At 67.8% G+C, this 16,890-nt stretch carries 20 protein-coding genes; 12 read left to right on the top strand and 8 right to left on the bottom strand.

Translation table 11 applies throughout. The annotated features are described in order from the left end of the window. Both ACGFYN_RS29785 and ACGFYN_RS29790 read right to left on the bottom strand, forming a co-directional pair. Positions 1 to 2,923, bottom strand: a 2,923-nt coding sequence (locus ACGFYN_RS29785; RefSeq protein ID WP_393868975.1) for a tetratricopeptide repeat protein, incomplete at its 3' end; no start/stop codon positions are given. Continuing rightward, positions 2,923 to 3,297 (bottom strand): hypothetical protein, encoded by a 375-nt coding sequence (locus tag ACGFYN_RS29790; protein WP_393868976.1) that lies wholly within the window; start codon positions 3,295 to 3,297, stop codon positions 2,923 to 2,925. The genes ACGFYN_RS29790 and ACGFYN_RS29785, both read right to left, overlap by 1 nt. Before the next feature lie 263 nt (positions 3,298 to 3,560). On the opposite strand from ACGFYN_RS29790, the gene ACGFYN_RS29795 reads away from it, so the two are divergent. Then, positions 3,561 to 3,869 carry a hypothetical protein gene (locus ACGFYN_RS29795; RefSeq protein ID WP_393868977.1) on the top strand — a complete coding sequence of 103 codons (309 nt, stop codon included), beginning with the start codon at positions 3,561 to 3,563 and terminating at the stop codon, positions 3,867 to 3,869. Positions 3,870 to 4,446: 577 nt separating this feature from the next. On the opposite strand, the gene ACGFYN_RS29800 is transcribed toward ACGFYN_RS29795, so the two are convergent. After that, positions 4,447 to 4,623, bottom strand: coding sequence for a hypothetical protein (locus ACGFYN_RS29800; protein ID WP_393868978.1), 177 nt, complete (start codon positions 4,621 to 4,623; stop codon positions 4,447 to 4,449). A 547-nt stretch (positions 4,624 to 5,170) separates the two neighbouring features. On the opposite strand from ACGFYN_RS29800, the gene ACGFYN_RS29805 reads away from it, so the two are divergent. From ACGFYN_RS29805 to ACGFYN_RS29850, 10 genes are all read left to right on the top strand, one after another. Further along, entirely contained in the window at positions 5,171 to 5,854 is a 684-nt protein-coding gene (locus tag ACGFYN_RS29805) for a DUF4389 domain-containing protein (protein ID WP_393868979.1), read from the top strand. Continuing rightward, positions 5,854 to 6,342 carry a DUF4291 domain-containing protein gene (locus ACGFYN_RS29810; protein ID WP_393868980.1) on the top strand — a complete coding sequence of 163 codons (489 nt, stop codon included), beginning with the start codon at positions 5,854 to 5,856 and terminating at the stop codon, positions 6,340 to 6,342. The genes ACGFYN_RS29805 and ACGFYN_RS29810 overlap by 1 nt, the downstream gene beginning before the upstream one ends. Positions 6,343 to 6,385: 43 nt before the next feature. Beyond that, entirely contained in the window at positions 6,386 to 6,778 is a 393-nt protein-coding gene (locus ACGFYN_RS29815; RefSeq protein ID WP_393868981.1) for a helix-turn-helix domain-containing protein, read from the top strand. 93 nt (positions 6,779 to 6,871) lie between these two features. After that, positions 6,872 to 7,282: a VOC family protein gene (locus ACGFYN_RS29820; RefSeq protein ID WP_393868982.1), complete on the top strand. Its 411-nt coding sequence runs from the start codon at positions 6,872 to 6,874 to the stop codon at positions 7,280 to 7,282. Positions 7,283 to 7,680: 398 nt separating this feature from the next. Next, positions 7,681 to 9,855 (top strand): sensor histidine kinase, encoded by a 2,175-nt coding sequence (locus tag ACGFYN_RS29825; RefSeq protein WP_393868983.1) that lies wholly within the window; start codon positions 7,681 to 7,683, stop codon positions 9,853 to 9,855. A 62-nt stretch (positions 9,856 to 9,917) separates the two neighbouring features. Next, positions 9,918 to 10,352, top strand: a complete 435-nt coding sequence (locus ACGFYN_RS29830) for a roadblock/LC7 domain-containing protein (protein ID WP_393868984.1) — start codon at positions 9,918 to 9,920, stop codon at positions 10,350 to 10,352. A gap of 2 nt (positions 10,353 to 10,354) precedes the next feature. Continuing rightward, positions 10,355 to 10,726: a DUF742 domain-containing protein gene (locus ACGFYN_RS29835; protein WP_393868985.1), complete on the top strand. Its 372-nt coding sequence runs from the start codon at positions 10,355 to 10,357 to the stop codon at positions 10,724 to 10,726. Then, entirely contained in the window at positions 10,704 to 11,303 is a 600-nt protein-coding gene (locus ACGFYN_RS29840) for an ATP/GTP-binding protein (RefSeq protein ID WP_393868986.1), read from the top strand. The genes ACGFYN_RS29835 and ACGFYN_RS29840 overlap by 23 nt, the downstream gene beginning before the upstream one ends. A gap of 60 nt (positions 11,304 to 11,363) precedes the next feature. Further along, entirely contained in the window at positions 11,364 to 11,945 is a 582-nt protein-coding gene (locus ACGFYN_RS29845; RefSeq protein ID WP_393868987.1) for a GAF domain-containing protein, read from the top strand. Between the two features lie 71 nt (positions 11,946 to 12,016). Further along, positions 12,017 to 12,631, top strand: a complete 615-nt coding sequence (locus ACGFYN_RS29850; RefSeq protein WP_393868988.1) for a TetR/AcrR family transcriptional regulator — start codon at positions 12,017 to 12,019, stop codon at positions 12,629 to 12,631. Between the two features lie 83 nt (positions 12,632 to 12,714). Here ACGFYN_RS29850 and ACGFYN_RS29855 read toward each other — a convergent pair whose 3' ends face one another. Continuing rightward, positions 12,715 to 12,921, bottom strand: coding sequence for a hypothetical protein (locus tag ACGFYN_RS29855; RefSeq protein ID WP_393868989.1), 207 nt, complete (start codon positions 12,919 to 12,921; stop codon positions 12,715 to 12,717). 217 nt (positions 12,922 to 13,138) lie between these two features. On the opposite strand from ACGFYN_RS29855, the gene ACGFYN_RS29860 reads away from it, so the two are divergent. Beyond that, on the top strand, positions 13,139 to 14,302 hold the full coding sequence (locus ACGFYN_RS29860) for a metallophosphoesterase family protein (RefSeq protein ID WP_393868990.1): 1,164 nt from the start codon (positions 13,139 to 13,141) through the stop codon (positions 14,300 to 14,302). A 21-nt stretch (positions 14,303 to 14,323) separates the two neighbouring features. Here ACGFYN_RS29860 and ACGFYN_RS29865 read toward each other — a convergent pair whose 3' ends face one another. The 4 genes from ACGFYN_RS29865 to ACGFYN_RS29880 are packed head-to-tail and all read right to left on the bottom strand — an operon-like array spanning position 14,324 to position 16,846. Next, on the bottom strand, positions 14,324 to 14,665 hold the full coding sequence (locus ACGFYN_RS29865; RefSeq protein ID WP_393868991.1) for an iron chaperone: 342 nt from the start codon (positions 14,663 to 14,665) through the stop codon (positions 14,324 to 14,326). A gap of 26 nt (positions 14,666 to 14,691) precedes the next feature. Continuing rightward, the gene (locus ACGFYN_RS29870) at positions 14,692 to 15,291 is read right to left on the bottom strand and encodes a GPP34 family phosphoprotein (RefSeq protein WP_393868992.1); all 600 of its coding nucleotides are present in this window, start codon (positions 15,289 to 15,291) and stop codon (positions 14,692 to 14,694) included. A gap of 53 nt (positions 15,292 to 15,344) precedes the next feature. Further along, positions 15,345 to 16,547: a YbfB/YjiJ family MFS transporter gene (locus ACGFYN_RS29875; protein WP_393868993.1), complete on the bottom strand. Its 1,203-nt coding sequence runs from the start codon at positions 16,545 to 16,547 to the stop codon at positions 15,345 to 15,347. After that, positions 16,544 to 16,846, bottom strand: coding sequence for a muconolactone Delta-isomerase family protein (locus ACGFYN_RS29880; protein WP_393868994.1), 303 nt, complete (start codon positions 16,844 to 16,846; stop codon positions 16,544 to 16,546). Before ACGFYN_RS29880 ends, ACGFYN_RS29875 begins: the two co-directional genes overlap by 4 nt. Positions 16,847 to 16,890 lie beyond the last annotated feature (44 nt).

Below are 16,890 nucleotides of genomic sequence, written 5' to 3' on the forward strand. Positions count from 1 at the left end.
CGCGTTCTGCTGCGGCAAGGTTCAACTCGAACAAAGAGATGGCTCGCTCAAGGTCCCCCGCCTCCTGACAAGCAATCGCGAGATCGTTGCGGCTCCCCAGCGTGTCGATGTGGTCGCTACCGAGAACGCGTTCTGCTGCGGCAAGGTTCAACTCGAACAAAGAGATGGCTCGCTCAAGGTCCCCCGCCTCCTGACAAGCAATCGCGAGATCGTTGCGGCTCTCCAGCGTGTCGATGTGGTCGCTACCGAGAACGCGTTCTGCTGCGGCAAGGTTCAACTCGAACAAAGAGATGGCTCGCTCAAGGTGCCCCGCCTCCTGACAAGCAATCGCGAGGCTGTTCCGATGGATCAGGATATATCGGTGGTCCCCGCCGAGGAGGCGTTCGGTTTCGGTGAGATTGAACTCATGCAAGCTGATGGCGCGCTCAAGTTCTCCCCCCTCTCGGTAGGCGCCAGCAAGATTATTACGATGGATCAGAGCATTTCTATGGTCCCTGCCGAGGAGGCGTTCGGTTTCGGTGAGATTGAACTCATACAAGCTGATGGCGCACCCAAGTTCTCCCGCCTCTTGGTGAGCGCCAGCGAGATTATTGCGGCGCCTGAGTGTTTCCGGGTGATCAATACCGTGAACGCGTTCTGTGGCTGCAAGGGCGGACTTGAGCAATCTCAAGGCGCGCTTAGGATCCCCGTCGGCCTGGTGAGCAGCCGCTAGTGCATCACGGTGGACCAAGCTCATGAAGTGGTCCCTACCAAGAGCAAGCTCTGAGTCAGTAAGATTCGAGGCGAACAAGGGAATCGCTCGCTCGAGATCCCCCGCATCTTGATAAGCGGCCGCGAGGTTGCGTCGGCACATGAAAGTTCTAGGGTCGTTGCTGTCCAAAAGACGTTCAGCGTCAGAGAGACTGGACTCGAGCAACCGGATGGCACGCTCAAGGTCGCCAGCCTCCTGATAGGCACCCGCGAGACTGCTGCGTTGGAACAAGGTGTTGAGGTGATCGCTCCCGAGGAGGCGCTCGGCATCAGCGAGATTGGACTCGTACAAGGCGATGGCACGCTCAAGGTCGCCAGCATTCTGGTATGCATCGGCGAGACTATTGCGAAAGATCATGACGTAGTTGCGGTCGCTGTGATTTGAATTATCTACGTTAGCCAGATTGGACTCCAGCAGAGGGATAGCGCGACCTAGATCACCAGCCTCCTTGTAGGCGGCGGCGAGATTATTGCGACGTTTCAAAGCATCTGGATGATCCCAGGCTAGGTTGCGCTCTGTGTCGACAAGGACAGACTCCAGCAATGGAATGGCACGCATGAGATCGCCCGCCGCAAGGTAGTTTGCCGCGAGCCTGTCACGGCTAACGAGTGTGGCGTCGTGCTTCTCACCAAGCAGGCGTTCATAAATATCAACCGCGCGACTACCTTTCGCAATAGCTCGGGCTACGCCTCCCTCGTGGCAGAGGAAAATCGAGACCTCCCTCAGAAGCCAAGCCGTGGTAACCGTTTCCAATTCTGGCGTGGTTCGATCGGTATGCGCAGTTATGTGGGGCAGTAGCGCGGCCCACGTCGGCAACTTACTGGGCTTGTGTGTGCCGGTGATAAGATGGTTCTTCAGGCTGCTCGCTGCCACTCGCTGCGCATTCCTGATGTCCTTTTCTTGGCGATGCGGATCTTTGCGATCAGGGGTTCGCGCGATGGCTTGAACTAGTCGATGGACCGTTATAGTGCCATTCTTCTCGCTTATCATGTTATAGGCGGCGAGTCTACCGATTGCCTCATTAAGTGCGAGCGGGTCGGCCAGTTTCTCCATTTGTCGACGTGAAATGTTGCGAATTCTCACGTGCAGCGCTTTTGGGCTATGCGAGCATTCTGACCGCAGCCCTGGAATCTTTTCGCGTGCAAAGGATGGATAGGCGAGATCGTCGAGTAGGCTCCGTGGGATGCTATGAGAGCCATACCAGGCCAGCACTCGAAGTACGTCTCCCGCCAGCGGAGTGTCAACGAGCTGATCTAGAGTGATGTTCCAAATGCGGGCGATCGTGCGGTCAGCTTCGCCGTCTTCCAGGGCTCCAGCAAACATTTGAGCTGGCTTACTAGTAAGCAGGTCCAAATACTCTCGCGGGGAGACCCCCGTTTCGACGCAATAAGAGGCAGCCTGTTCGACCGCCAAAGGAAGAAAACCTACTTCCTCGCAGACCTCGGCAGCACCGTCACTGTTCCGCTCTTTTTGATGATTCAAGATGCGAGTGAACAGCTGGATTGCTTCGGACATTTCCAGAACGTCGAGAATTACCGTCGGAGACAAGTGATGCCAGCCTGTCGCGCGGCGAGTGGTGATAAGAAACCGTCCACGAATGCCAGCCCGTTCGATGATCTCGCGAACATCCTGGGGATCGTTGACGTTATCCAGAACTATCAGCCAATTCCGATGAGCGGCCAGCCATAACAGAGCCCACTCGCGCAGTTCGGCGGTTCCCAGCTCCATAGTCATGAGGGCGGGGTGGACAGCCTTCGCGAACTCCGCAAGCTCGGAGTCCACGGCGGCAGCGGACTCGGCAGTGATCCACCACCGGAGGGAAGTTCGCGACTTTGTTGCCGCCCAATACGCGGCCAGCGTGGACTTGCCTACCCCGCCCAGACCGTGAAGAACCTGCGTTACGGATTCCCCAGACGCGGAGAATGCTGCATCCAGCGCGGCGAGCTGGCGACCACGTCCGACGAACCCGTGTGGTCTAGGTATATTACTCAGTCCTGCCGGCGCCTTTACCCTCGGAGCGCTCTTTAGTGCTCCTGTAGGCAACACCGTGTTGTGCGTATGGAAAGACGTGGCGCTCTTGACATCCCGGCCCGCCACGATCGAGCCCTTGTCGGCCGACAGGCCCGGTGTGCCTCCGCCGCGCTTCGTGCGACTCGGTTTCCGGCGGCCCACTACGAACCCCGCCGGGCCTCGGAATCCCGGACGTCACCGTCTGCCGCGATCGAACCACTGTCGGCCGACGGTCCCGTCCCCGTGGACGGCCAACCGGACGAAGCGGAAGTCGAAGCGGTGTCGATGGCCTTTGAGCCGCGCACGCTTCCACGCGAGGCGATCGACCCACCACGGGCGACAGGCGAGGGCCCATTCGCAGGCTGCTGCCGGAGATGGCTCACCACTGCCAGCACGAAGCCGGCCACCGTGAAGAACAGACTCAGCACGCTGCTCAACTGATCCGCGCGATCCAGCCCCAGCAGGGCGAAGAACAAGATCAGAGCACCCAGACCGACAGCAGCCCCCACCCAGCGCAATATCTGCCACAAAGTCATGTACGCATGATTCCGAAACCATCACGCACGGAAGCCCTTTTTAGGTAACTGATATGCAACAAACAGATGCATCCGCGCTGTGCCCACCTGATCCAGTATCCGCGCAGCGATCCGTACTGGACTGAAGTTGCACAAAAAGGGCTACGAACGTGGCTTGACCTGGGTCATCAAGCCGCGCTCACAGACCTCAAACACGCTGCTCGTGCGGTCTGGTGGACACGGCTGACCAGATGCGAATGGGCAGGTCCATGAGAAGGTGCGGCATGATCCACCATCTGCGGTTCTTCTTCGAGGCCGGCGTGGACACCCCGCTGTGGCCGGAAGACATGGACAGCCCGTACGGCTACCCCTGTGATCTGGCGCGCCTGCCGATCAGTCCGGAGACACGGGCCGAGCTGGCCAGGTTGAGCGAGTGGTACCAGTCGTCGATCGACTGGGACTATCCGCCGGATCCGTCACCGTGGTCCGACCAGGAGCTCCAACGGTTCAAGCAGCAGGCGCTCAGCACATTGGACGTGCTGCGCCGCGAGTTGGGTGCGGGGTGGATCGTTCGGGACGAAAGCCTGCTGTGAGGAGCGGTAGGGTCCGCGGCGAGTAGGCCTTGAGCCCTTGTGAGCGCACTTTCCAAGGCCTGCGCTGAGTCGGAACAAGCCCGCTCCGGCCGGGTGTGTGCGTTCGGGCAGACCTCTCGGGGACCTGCGTAAGCAAGGAGCGTGAGGGCATGAGCGGGGGATGGTCCGCGCTGGTGGTTGCCATCGTGGGAGTTGGCGGCACGCTCGCCGCGGCACTCCTGACCCAGAGTCTGGCCGAACCGGACGAACCGGATGGAGCTGGAAGCAGCGCGCGCAGAGACGTGAGGAGCGCGAGCAGGCCGAGGAGCTTCTGGAGGCAGAGTGCGCAGAGCAGAAGGCCGAGGCGCTCGTCGTGCTGCTCCGTTCCTGCTACATAGCGCTGAATACGGCCTCACGGCAGTACATGACCGCCCAGGTCAACCTCCTGCACGCCCTGCGGAGGGACACCGCTGTCAACCTATGCCTGGAGCGGCTCGAAGCCAGTCGCATTGCTCAACGGGACAGCTATGCAGAGGCCGAGACGGTGGTACCTGACGCTGGCGGCAGCTACAACTGCTGGTCACCGGCTGAACACGGGCTACGGACTGCTCAAGCGCACAGCTGCGACCACGCCGTACGACCAGGACGAACTGAGCGCCGCGCGGCAGGAGTCGACGAGTCGTGGAGCCATCTGGCTGTCGTGCAGCAGCAGATGCGCCAGGCCCTCGGTATCGAGAGCGGCGTGAGGGCCGACGGCGCCGACTGAGTCGTCCACTCGGCGAACAGAAACGAACAGAAACCTGGATCGAGTCCAAGCGGCGCGAAGCGCGAGGCCAAAATGTTGGCTCCGAGCCGGTTCGCGCACTGCCGAACATGGGTCAAATGGTCTGTGAGCATGAGCCACCACGCCTTGGTCGCTCTGCGCCCTTCCCGGTGTCCGGTTCCGGAAGCACGCTACCGCCGTTCGCATGCACTCGAACTGCGAGAACCAGCCGCTCCACGTCGGCGCGGGATGGTCGAGCCGGTTCCAAAACGGTTGACCCGGTTTCCAAAAGGGACATGAGCGCGGCTTGACATGGATCTCCCAGCCGTGCCCTGTCGATGATGAGCAAGGATGCCGTTGCCAGGCTCGTTTGGCTGGTGGCAATGACGCCCCTGGCCGCTGTTCTTTCCGGGGCAAGCGCGCCCGCCCGAGTCGCGGCCTTCCACCTCGCGTGTCAGCCTGAACTCATGATCAGGCGACCGCCTTGCCCCCTACCCGTTCGGGTGCTTGCACGGTCGGATGGCCGCCGGCCGGGGACGCTCGAAAGGAGTTGGTCCACATGATTCCTGTTGCCGCGTCCACTGTACGTATCGAGGCGTCTGTCGATCCCGGGCTGTCCAGATGGCTGTGGCTGGTGAAGTGGCTCCTCGCCGTCCCGCACTACATCGTGCTCTTCTTCCTGTGGATTGCGTTCGTCTTCGTGACCGTCGTCGCGTTCTTCGCCATCCTGTTCACCGGCCGCTTCCCCCGGTCCCTCTTCGACTTCAATGTCGGCGTACTGCGCTGGAACTGGCGTGTCAGCTATTACGCCCACACCGTGCTCGGCACCGACCGGTACCCGCCGTTCACCCTCGCGGATGTGCCCGACTACCCAGCGCACTTCGACGTCGCCTATCCCGAGCGCCTCTCCCGCGGCCTGGTCCTGGTGAAGTGGTGGCTGCTAGCGATCCCGCAGTACATCGTCGTCGGGATGTTCGTCGGTGGCTGGGCAGAAGGGAGTGGGGACAGTTGGCGTTACGGCGGTCTGATCCCCTTCCTCTCCCTGGTCGCCGTGATCATCCTGGCGTTCACCGCCCGTTACCCGGTTCACCTTTTCGACTTCCTGCTAGGCCTGGCCCGCTGGGTCGCACGAGTGGCTGCCTATGCCGCGCTGATGACCGATGAGTACCCGCCATTCCGCATCGACCTGGGCGGGCAGGACTCCCCGCTGACAAGGACTCCGGCGAGCGGTTCCGGTAGGTAGTGCAACCAATATGGGGCTGTGAACACGGCTTGACCTGGATCAAACCGTCGTTCCAGTGGATGATGTACCGCTGCGGATGGGGCGCCAAGGAGGGGCAGGAGGCCGTCCTCGCCGTCGAGATCTCCCGTGGCGGATTCGAGTGGGCACTGCGGCACGCCTGCCTGTCCCACTACGAGCATGGTCTGCACGCCGACCAGGCTGGGTGGAAGCGCGAGTTGAAGCGGGCGCCGGCCCGGGTGCAGTGGGACCCCGAACGCGACCTGCACCTCCGGCCGCGCGCCCACCGTTCGGTCCAGCTCGGCCTCGCCGGTGAAGCCTCGCGTCTCTATGCCGACGAGTGGACCGTCTCCATCACCGACGTCACACCGCTCGCCCACACCGTCCATGCGCAGGTACGCGACGGAGACCTGGACGCGGCACGGCGGCTCCTGCCCGAGGAACGCCCCTACCCCGTGAACGAAGGGGGCCTGGCCCACCTCCACCGGTGAGGGCTCCTCCGGGGAGAGCCTCCGGCCATGGTGTGATGGCCCCGTGAGCCGCGCCTCCGAAGAGACCAACCGCCGCATGCTCCGGGCCCGGGACGCGATGGACCGCGCCTATGCGCAGCCGCTGGACGTGCCGGCCCTGGCGCGGATCGCCCATGTCTCCCCGGCCCACTTCGCGCGCACCTTCCGGGCCACGTTCGGCGAGACGCCGCACCGCTATCTGCAGCGGCGGCGCGTGGAGCGGGCGATGTTTCTGCTGCGGGAGAGCGACCGCAGCATCACCGACATCTGCTTCGAGGTCGGCTTCGGCAGCCCAGGAACCTTCAGCCGTACGTTCAGGGACATCGTGGGCCGCTCGCCGCGGGAGTACCGCAAGCAGGCCGTCGCCCTGGACGTGCCGACCTGTTTCACGATGGCGTGGATGCGGCCGGGTGCGTGAGGGGGTGTGTGAGGGTCTGCTCGGACGGCGGCCTCGGCCGACAGAGCAGTTCTGGATAAGTTTTCGTGCCGCCGGGCTCGTAGCGTGAGGTGCATGTTCACAGGAATCACGCACTCGCAGATCTACGTCCTCGACCAGGACCAGGCCCTCGACTTCTACGTCGGCAAGCTCGGCCTGGAGGTCAACACCGACGCCGACCTCGGCTTCATGCGCTGGCTGACCCTCAACGTCCCCGGCCAACCCGACCGCGAGGTCCTGCTGGAGAAGCCCGGCCCGCCGCGGCTCTCCGACGAGATCGCGGAGCAGGTCCGCGACCTGCTGACCAAGGGAGCGACGGGCGGCTACCTCATCTTCAGCACGGACGACTGCCGCAAGACGTACGAGGAGCTGCGGGCCAAGGGCGTCGAGTTCACCGAGGAGCCGACCGAGCGCGAGTACGGCATCGACTGCGGCCTGCGCGACCCCTTCGGCAACAGCATCCGTTTCACCCAGCCGAAGGGGTGACCAGACGCCTGTCGTCGATACTCTGAGTGACGTTTGGGGGAGGGGTCGCGGGGGTCCCCGGATGGCTTTGAAGCGGTCCTCGGGGAGCGGGCGGCGGGTGGTGGAGATCGGCCGGTGAAGGCCGGGGAGAAGTTGCTCCCCGGCCTTCACCGTTTCGTCGTGACCGCTTCTGACCAGCTCTGATCGTTCCTATGCCTGGCAAGTTCATGGCCTCGCTCGGTTTATCGGTCTGTCGTACGAGGGCTCATACCAGAGCGGGACGCTGTGCGTGGGACTTTGTCAACTGCCCACCGCACATGATGCGTTGGCGACTACTGTGAGTGTCCATCGGGCGCCCGCCTGCCCGAAAAGCGCAGCCCGCGCTTCGGCACCGACGGACCAGTACGACGAGGACACCGATGTCTCACCTCCGCGCCCCGGCCGCACGCGCAGACCGCCGCGAAGGCGGGCGGCACGGACGGCCGGTCGCCCGTCCCGTGCCCTCTCTGCCCGAGGCCCATATACGGCCCCAGTTGATGCGGCTCGCGGTGCTGCCACCGATCGCGGTGGCCCTGAGCGCAGCCGCGGCCGTGCTGTTCACCGTCCGGTCCACCGGAGCGCGGCCGGGCCTGACCCTGTGGGGGGTGATGGCCGGTGCCGCCGCGGTCACGCTCGCGGGCATCCTGATCGCCGTCGTGGCCGCCGACCGCGCCGCCCGTTCGGTCAGCGACCGCGTCGCCGCCCTGCGCCGCAGCAGCGCGCGCGGGGAGGCCGACCTGAGCGCCCTCGTGGAGGCGCTGCGCCGCGGCGAGGCTCCGCCCCAGCGCAAGCCGCGCAGTGGTCCGCGCGACGGCGCCGACGACTTCGAACTGCTGGCCGCCGACCTGACCCGTGCGCACGACGGGGCCGTCACCGCCGTCGTGCAGGCAGCGCAGCTCTCCAGCCAGGCGGGCAGCGAGCAGAAGCTCGAGGTCTTCGTCAATCTCGCCCGGCGGCTGCAGTCGCTGGTGCACCGGGAGATCTCGATCCTCGACGAGCTGGAGAACGAGATCGAGGACCCCGATCTGCTCAAGGGGCTCTTCCACGTCGACCACCTCGCCACCCGTATCCGCCGGCACGCCGAGAACCTCGCCGTCCTCGGCGGTGCCGTCTCGCGCCGGCAGTGGAGCCACCCCGTCTCCATGACCGAGGTGCTGCGCTCGGCCATCGCCGAGGTCGAGCAGTACTCCCGGGTCAAGCTGGTGCCGCCGATCGACGGCACCCTGCGCGGCCACGCCGTCGCCGACGTGATCCACCTGCTGGCCGAACTCGTCGAGAACGCCTCGGTGTTCTCCGCCCCGCACACCCAGGTCCTGCTGCGCGCCAACCTCGTCACCTCCGGTCTCGCGGTCGAGGTCGAGGACCGGGGCCTGGGCATGCCGGTCGGCGAGCAGAAGAAGATGAACGCCCTGCTCGCCGACCCCGACCAGGTCAACGTCGCGAGCCTGCTCGCGGACGGCCGTATCGGACTGTTCGTCGTCTCCCAACTCGCCCGTCGGCACGGCATCAACGTCCGCCTGCAGACCAATATCTACGGCGGTGTGCAGGCCGTCCTCGTCGTGCCCCAGGCGCTGTTGGGCTCGGGACCGGGGGTGCCCGGAGACGCCACGTCGCAGGGGCAGGGCGGTACGGGGGCAACGGGAGCGATGGGCGCGGTGGGGCTGTCCGCGCCCATGTCCCTCGCGCAGTCGCCGGCGCCCTCCCCGCACCTTCCACCGCAGCCGCAGTCGCGGCCGCAACCCCATCCGCAAGCGCAGCCGTCGGAGCCCTCGGCGCCCGCATCCGAGACGGCCGGACTGCATGTCGTGCCCGAGCCGCGGTCCTCGCGGCGTGCGCAGCAGCAGGAGACCCAGCCGTCGCCACCCCCGCCCAACGGCAGCCCCCTCAACGGCAGTTCACCGGGCGGGGGCGGACCGCTGCCCATGCGCGGCACCCACGGCGAGCGTGCCAACCCGGCCGAGGCCCTGCCCGGCATCCGCCCCGACGAGCGGCGGCGCGTCGCGGAGAACACGGCCGAGGCGCCCGCGCCCCGCACCGGGACCGTGCGCGGCACCATGGGCAAGCCTCCCCGACTGCCCCGCCGCCGCGCCCAGGAGCACATCGTGCCCCAGCTGCGCGAAGGCCCGGCGCCGCGGCAGGACTCCGACCACGTCGCAGGCCACGACCCGGGTCTGATGGCGGCCTTCCAGCGCGGCATCGGTCTGGCGGAGGCCCAGCAGAACCTGGAGCCCGAGCACACGGGGGCCATCCACATGGTGCCGGAGCACACGGCGCCCGCGGCGCACCGGGAGCCGGAGCCCGGGGAGCAGACGGCGCACGCCGGGTTGCACCCCCTGATGGACCCCACCCACACAGAGCCCCACCGCACGCTTCCGCCTTCCGCCCTTGATGCGCACCACATGGGCGCCACCTCAATTCACACGCCGCACCCCATGGATGTAAGCCGCATCGACGTAAGCCCCATGGATGCGTCCCACATAGCCGAGGCGCGCCCCGCATCCGCGCGCGGCATCGACCACCCCACCCGGCACGACGGGAGCGCGCCGGCCGGATGACCACCTCAGCCTTCACCCCCACCGCTCCCACAGACCTTCGTACCTCAAGGAGTCGATCCATCATGGCGAGCGACGTGCCGACCGGCCATGTATCCGATCTCGACTGGCTGATGAGCGGCCTCGTCCAGCGCGTACCCCACACCACCAGTGCGGTGCTCCTGTCCTGCGACGGGCTCGTGAAGTCGGTCCACGGCCTCGACCCGGACAGTGCCGACCACATGGCCGCGCTGGCGTCCGGCCTGTACTCACTCGGCCGTAGCGCCGGAGTCCGCTTCGGCGACGGCGGCGACGTCCGCCAGGTCGTCGTCGAACTCGACTCGACCCTGCTGTTCGTGACCACCGCCGGCTCCGGGACCTGTCTGGCGGTGCTGGCGGGCCGCGAGGCGGACGCGGCGGTGCTCGGCTACGAGATGGCGATGCTGGTCAAGAGCGTCCGCCCCTACCTGGTCACCGCGCCCCGGCAGCACGCCGTCGAACCGTCGGCGATGAGGCCTTGAGCGTGGCGGCGGTCGGCGACGGGCCCTGGCTCGACGACGCGGCCGGCCGGCTCGTGCGCCCGTTCACGGTCAGCAACGGCCGGACCCGGCCCACCATCGCACTCGACCTCCTGTCGCATGTGATGGCCACCGGTGCCACCCCGCTCGGCTACCTGGGCCCCGAGCACGCGCTGGCGCTCGACCTCTGCCGCGCGCCCGTCTCGGTCGCCGAGGTGGCCGCCCATCTCAAGCTGCCGGCGGTGGTCACCAAGGTGCTGCTGTCGGACCTCGTCGACTGCGGGGTGCTCACCACCAAGCCCCCCGAGTTCCACCACAACCCGACTGACCGGGCCCTTCTGGAGGCAGTGCTCGATGGACTACGACGACAGCTCTGACCCCTTCCCGACCGCACTGAAGATCCTGGTGGCGGGAGGGTTCGGAGTCGGCAAGACGACCTTAGTGGGAGCGGTCAGCGAGATCGCGCCCCTCAGTACGGAGGAGCTGCTCACCACGGTCAGCGCCGCGACGGACAGTCTCGACGGGATCGAGAACAAGATCGAGACGACGGTGGCCATGGACTTCGGCCGCATCACCCTCGATCCGGAGCATGTGCTGTATCTCTTCGGCACGCCCGGGCAGGAGCGGTTCTGGTTCATGTGGGACGAGCTGTCCGAGGGCGCGCTCGGCGCGGTCATCCTCGCCGACACCCGCCGCCTGGAGGAGTGCTTCGCGGCCGTCGACTTCTTCGAGCAGCGTGGCCTCGGCTTCATCGTCGCGATCAACGAGTTCGACGGCTCCTACCGCTACGACCCCGAGGAGGTCCGCGCCGCCATCGACCTGCCCCCGGAGATCCCGATCGTGCGCTGCGACGCCCGGATCTCCAGTTCCGGGGTGCAGACCCTGCTGACGCTCGTACGGCACCTCATCGCCTACGCCCCGGCGCACGCGCCGAGCCACGGCGCCCACATGTGATCCCCGCACACCGCCACGGAGCCCGTATATGACCCACGTCCACAGTGACGGAGCCCGCCCATGAGGTACGACCCGGCCCGTCCGGCAGGTCGTCTGCTGCTCACCCCGGAGGACAAGGAGGCCCCCGCGCGTGCCCTGCGCCTGAGCAGACTGGGTCTTGGGGAGTGTGCCGACCCCGCCCTGGACGTCTACGCGGACCATCTCGCCGAGCTGACCGGGACGCCGTACGCCATGGTCAACTTCATCGACGAGCACCGGCAGTTCTTCGCGGGGCTGCATCTGTCGGACGTGCCGTTCCCGGTGGTGAGGCCGGATGGGACCACGCCCGTACTGGGCCGGGCGCTGGCCCGCGACCACGGCTTCTGCCCGCATGTGGTGGTGCGGCGCAAGGCGCTGGTCCTGGAGGACGTCTGCGACTATCCGCGGTTCGCGGGCAATCCCGTCGTCGACGAGTTCGGCATCCGCTCGTATCTGGGCGCACCGCTCATCGACAGCACCGGGATGGTGCTCGGCACCGTGTGCGTGGTCGACGTGGAGCCGCGGCCGTGGGGGAGGCCCGGCCTGGAGACGATCAAGGCGTCGGCGGCGGAGCTGGTGGCCCGGCTGGAGCGGCGGGAGGCGGACGGGCTGCCGGTGCTGTGACACGCCTGGTGCGGTGACACCTCGACCTCGGCTGTTAGCCGACCGGTCTAATAATTGCGTACCCTGGAGCTGTGGGACGCACCAGTGATGCCAGGCAGAAGATCCTCGCCGCCGCCCGCTCGCTGATCGAGGCGCGTGGCTACTCCGCGCTGGGCGTGGCCGAGATCTGTACGGCGGCCGGCGTGCCCAAGGGCAGCTTCTACCATTTCTTCGAGTCCAAGGAGTCCCTCGCGCTCGCCGTCGTGGACGAGCACTGGGAGGCCCAGCGGCGTGACTGGACGCGTGCGCTGGGCGGCGACGGCGAACCCCTGGGGCGGCTGCGGCAGTTGTTCGAGGAGACCGAGGCCGCACAGCATGCGGCCCAGCAGGGCTGCGGCACCGTCGCGGGCTGTCTGTTCGGCAATCTCACCCTGGAGTTGAGCAATCAGAACGAGTCCGTGCGCGAGCGGCTTCAGGAAATCTTCGAGGCGCAGGTCGACATGGTCGAGTCGGTCGTCGCCGAGGCACGCGAGCGCGGTGACATCACCGTGACGGACACGGGAGAGGCGGCGCGTGCGGTGGTGGCCCAGTTGGAGGGCCAGGTTCTGTTCGCCAAGCTCTATAACAACACCGGCCGGCTGAGTCCGCTGTGGGACAACTGCCGCGCGCTGCTGGGGGTTTCGGCCGCCTCGGAGCGGGCGGTCTGAGAGAGAGAAGGGAGGCGGAGGAGGAACTGCGCGGGCGATGAGCCCTCCTCCTCTGCCTACCCCCGGCTCATGCGAGACGGGTCTCACGCACAGATGTTGGCCGTGCCGTTGCAGTCGCCGTCGTCGTCGTCCCAACCGCCCCAACCGCCGTGGTCGGCTGCGGTGACCGGGCTGGACTGGACCGTCGCGTGGTGCGGGGCTGCGGGCGCGGCCACCGCGGCTCCGGCCGTGGCCAATCCGGTTGCGAGAGCGATGCCGAGGGCGGCGCTGATCGCGAATGCTCGAGGCATGGATATCTCCAGTCGGGTTTTGTGTGTGTGCTTCATGTGGACCAATCTGCCTGCCCCCACGGGAGGTTTCACTTCGGGCGGGGCCATTCGTGTGACGCGCCCTTGAACTCCCCTTTTCGCGCTCGGAGTTCACCTAGCTGTTGGGGCGCGTTTGTGTCATTTGATCCACTGGCTGCTTAGCGTGCGGTGGCCGATTCCCTGTGGAAGGACACCGCACATGAGACGCGCCACCAAGATCTCCTCCGCAGCTGTCGGACTGGCCGTCCTCGCGGTCGCCGGCACGGCCGTCGCCGCCGCGAACCAGCGCGGCAACGACTGGCCCTACGCCCACCACGGCGCGGCGTCCTACACCCTGGCTGCCGTCGGCGACATCGCCTGCGAGCCGGACGACGACGAGAACGCCGGCACCCCGGCGTCGCTCAAGTGCGGCAGCCCCACGCTGGGCGGCATGAGCGCCGAGTTCGCCACCGCGAAGCAGGCCACGGAGATGCACCCCGACGCGGTGGCGCTGCTGGGCGACGAGCAGTACCAGGTGGGCAAGTTGACCGACTTCGAGAAGTCCTTCGAGCAGGCCTGGGGCGGCCTGAAGATGCTCGAGCGTCCGGCACCGGGCAACCACGAGTACTACCCGTACGCAAAGAAGGGCGACAACGAGGCCGGGCAGAACGGCGTCGGCTACTTCGGCTACTTCAACGGCCACGACCAGGCGGGTACGCCCAACTCCCAAGGGCAGGCAGGCGACGACACCGCCGCCACCCAGGGCTGGTACTCCTACGACCTCGGCAACTGGCACGTCATCTCGCTCAACGCCGAGTGCGACTCGGACGCCTTCGGCCACGACTGCTCCACCACGGACGACGGCCTCCTCGGGCAGGAGACCCAGTGGCTCTCGCACGACCTGGCCGCCAACAAGCGCCAGTGCACCATCGCGTACTGGCACCAGCCGACCTTCAGCGCCACGACGGCCTCGACCGCGACGGTGCCTGCGTCCGCGCCCGGCGCCGACGGCATCGAGGGCGCGGCGGCCGACGCGTGGTGGAAGCTCCTCTACCGGCACCGCGCCACGCTCGTCCTCAACGGCCACCAGCACGCCTACGCCCGGCTGCGCGCGATGAACCCGGCCGGCGAGTACGACCCGGCCCACGGCATCCCGGAGTTCATCGTCCGCTCCGGCGGCGAGGCCCTCGACACCCTCGCCGGCACCGAGGGCGACTACGCCAACCCGAACGTGGTCACCGCCCAGGCCGCCGCCTTCGGCGTCATGAAGCTCACCCTCAAGTCCCACAGCTACAACTGGAGTTACCAGCCCACCCTGCCCGGGCCCGGCTTCGACTCCACGGCGCTGAAGTACGGCGACACGGGCAGCGGCACCTGCAAGTGAGGCCGTCTCGCTGGACGTCCCTCAGGCGTCCAGCGAAGCGTGAAGGAGATCGCTCAACTCCTCGTCGGAGACGTCCGCCGCCTCCCGGGAGCGCAGCCGGATCGTCCCCTTCCCGCTGACGAGGTCCGGGTGGCGGGCGATGAAGCCCGCGGCCCGGTCCTTGTCCCAGCCGTAGAACGAGACCCCGTGCGCCCACACTCCGACGTGGAGCTTCCGTTCGCCGACCCGGTAGGTCGGCATGCCGTAGGACAGCACGAGGCCCGCCTCGGGATACGTCGCGAGGATCAAGCGGTGGACGCGGTCGAACAGGGGGCGCTGCTCGGGTGCGATCCCGTCGACGTAGGTCCGCACTTCGGCGTCCATACGACTCCTTCCGGTCGATGAGGCCCTCAGTAGCCCCGCCACACGTTGTCGAACGCCGCGTCCTCGATCTGCTTGCGCTGGCGCACCGCCTCCAGTTCCATCACCGAGTCGCCGACGGCGGCCAGCACGGTCGTGACGGCGTCGTCGTCGGCGTCCTGCTCGGCGGGTTCGTCGCGGAGGCCGGCGGCGGCCGCCAGGGCCGTGAGGACGGGTTCGCCCTCCGCCAGGCGCTCGGTCGCCCGGCGGCGCGCCGCCGAGTCGACCAGCTCGGTGCGCCAGGACTTCACCGGAAGCCGGCGGCTGCGCGAGCGGGTCGTCAGGCCCACGCGCTCCAGGTCGTCGACGTAGGCCGCGGCCAGGCCGCGGCCCCGGCGCCACAGCCAGTCCTCGGCCGACTCGTACGGCTCCTGCCGTACGAGGGCGCCGGCGGCCTCGTCCAGCAGGCGGTCCCCCGTGGGGGCCTGGGCGTTGGGGAGGATGCGGTCGCCGTCCAGGACGAGGGCCTTGGCCTCGATGAGGTCGAAGATCTCGGCGCCGGCGAGGGCGAGGGAGAGGTCGCCCTGTTCCACCGGGCGGTCGGGTGTCGCGTCCAGGGCGACGATCGCAAGGTCCCGTGCGGTGTTCATGAGCGGCTCCACGTCAGTCGGCCGAGTGCGGGGCGAGCGTCGGGGCCGCGGCCCTACGCGGGCCGGGCGTCCCTGGTCGATTCTCGCTGGCGTTGTGGGTCTGTGTGTCGTACTACGACCATGTGGTGCGGGAAGCGGATGCGCAGCACGGCGGCGGCCGCCGCCGCGGCGAGGACCGCGAGGGCGGCCAGGAGCAGTGCCTGGTGGTAGCCGTGGCGCAGCAGCGGGGCGACGGCCGGCGGGCCCAGGATCTGGCCGACGGAGTAGCCGGCGGTCAGCAGCGCGACCGAGCGGGGAAAGCGCAGGTGGGCGCCGGTGGCCAGGGCGAGGGTGCTGACGCCGAGGAAGGTGGCGCCGAACAGGACCGCCGAGACCAGCGCGGCCGCCGTCGTCCCGGCCAGGGCGGGCAGGGCGATGCCGGCCGCCTGGATCACCAGGGCGGTGAGCAGCAGTCCGGGCCGGGAGAAGCGGTGCCCGAGCCGGGCCCACAGGGCCGAGGACGGGACGGCGGCGAGGCCCACCAGCACCCAGGCGCCGCTGCCGATCCAGCCGGGGGAGCCCTGTCCGATGGCGGCGACCAGGAAGGTCCCGGCGACGATGTAGCCGACGCCCTCCAGGGTGTAGCTGACGAACAGTGCGACGAACCAGCGGTGTGTGCGGGGCCCGGTGCCGCTCCGGGACTGCTGGACGGCGGGTGCGTCCTCCGGCCGTAGGTTCCAGGAGCCGATGGCGAGCACCGCCGCGAGTGCGGCCGCCGACCACCAGGCCGCCCGCCAGTCGGCGACCGGCCGTAGCGCGAGGACCAGCAGCCCGGACAGGGCTATCCCGGCTCCGACCCCGCCGAACGCCCAGCCGGGCAGGTGCGGCGGGTGCTCGCGCAGATGGTGCAGGAGCGAGCCGACCGCGACGACGAAGACGAGCGCGCTCGTCACCCCCGCCAGCAGCCGCAGCGCGCCCCACAGCACCGCGCTGTGGGTGAGCGGCATCGCGGCGAGCGTGGTGGTCAGCAACAGCAGCGAGCCGCGCAGGACGGTGCGGGAGCGGACCAGGGCGGGGGCGAGGATGCCGGCCAGGGCGCCGACGAGGTAGCCGGCGTAGTTGGCGGTCGCCAGGTTCGCTCCGGCGCCCGCGGACAGGCCCGCCTGGGTGTGCATGAGGGGCAGGATCGGGGTGTAGACGAAGCGGCCGACGCCCATGCCCGCCGCGAGTGCCGCCGCGGCCTGGGCGACATGGCGCCAGGGAGAGGTGGCGCTCATCGGACGCCGTCGCCCCGGGCCGGGTCGTTGGGGTGGGACTCGAGCGGGGTGACGGTGAGGGTCATCCACGGGCGCAGCGGCAGGGTGCCGAGCACCTTCTCGTGGAGCTCCTCCTCGCCGGCGGCCCGCCAGACGCCGATGCTGTGCAGTTCGCCGACGGGGCGCCACAGCCGGGCCAGGTGTCCGGTCGCGGCCAGCTCCTTGGCGCGGACGGCCTCGGCGGCGCGCCGCCGGTCGACCTCGTCCTGGCCGGTGCCCTCGGGGACGGTGGTGGTGATCTCGACCAGGAACTCTCGCATGGTCCCCCTCCGGTCTTCGGTGACGTGCTCTCATCGTGCGCCCG

This window comes from Streptomyces sp. NPDC048419 (assembly GCF_043200415.1).
In the GTDB taxonomy this organism is placed as follows: domain Bacteria; phylum Actinomycetota; class Actinomycetes; order Streptomycetales; family Streptomycetaceae; genus Streptomyces.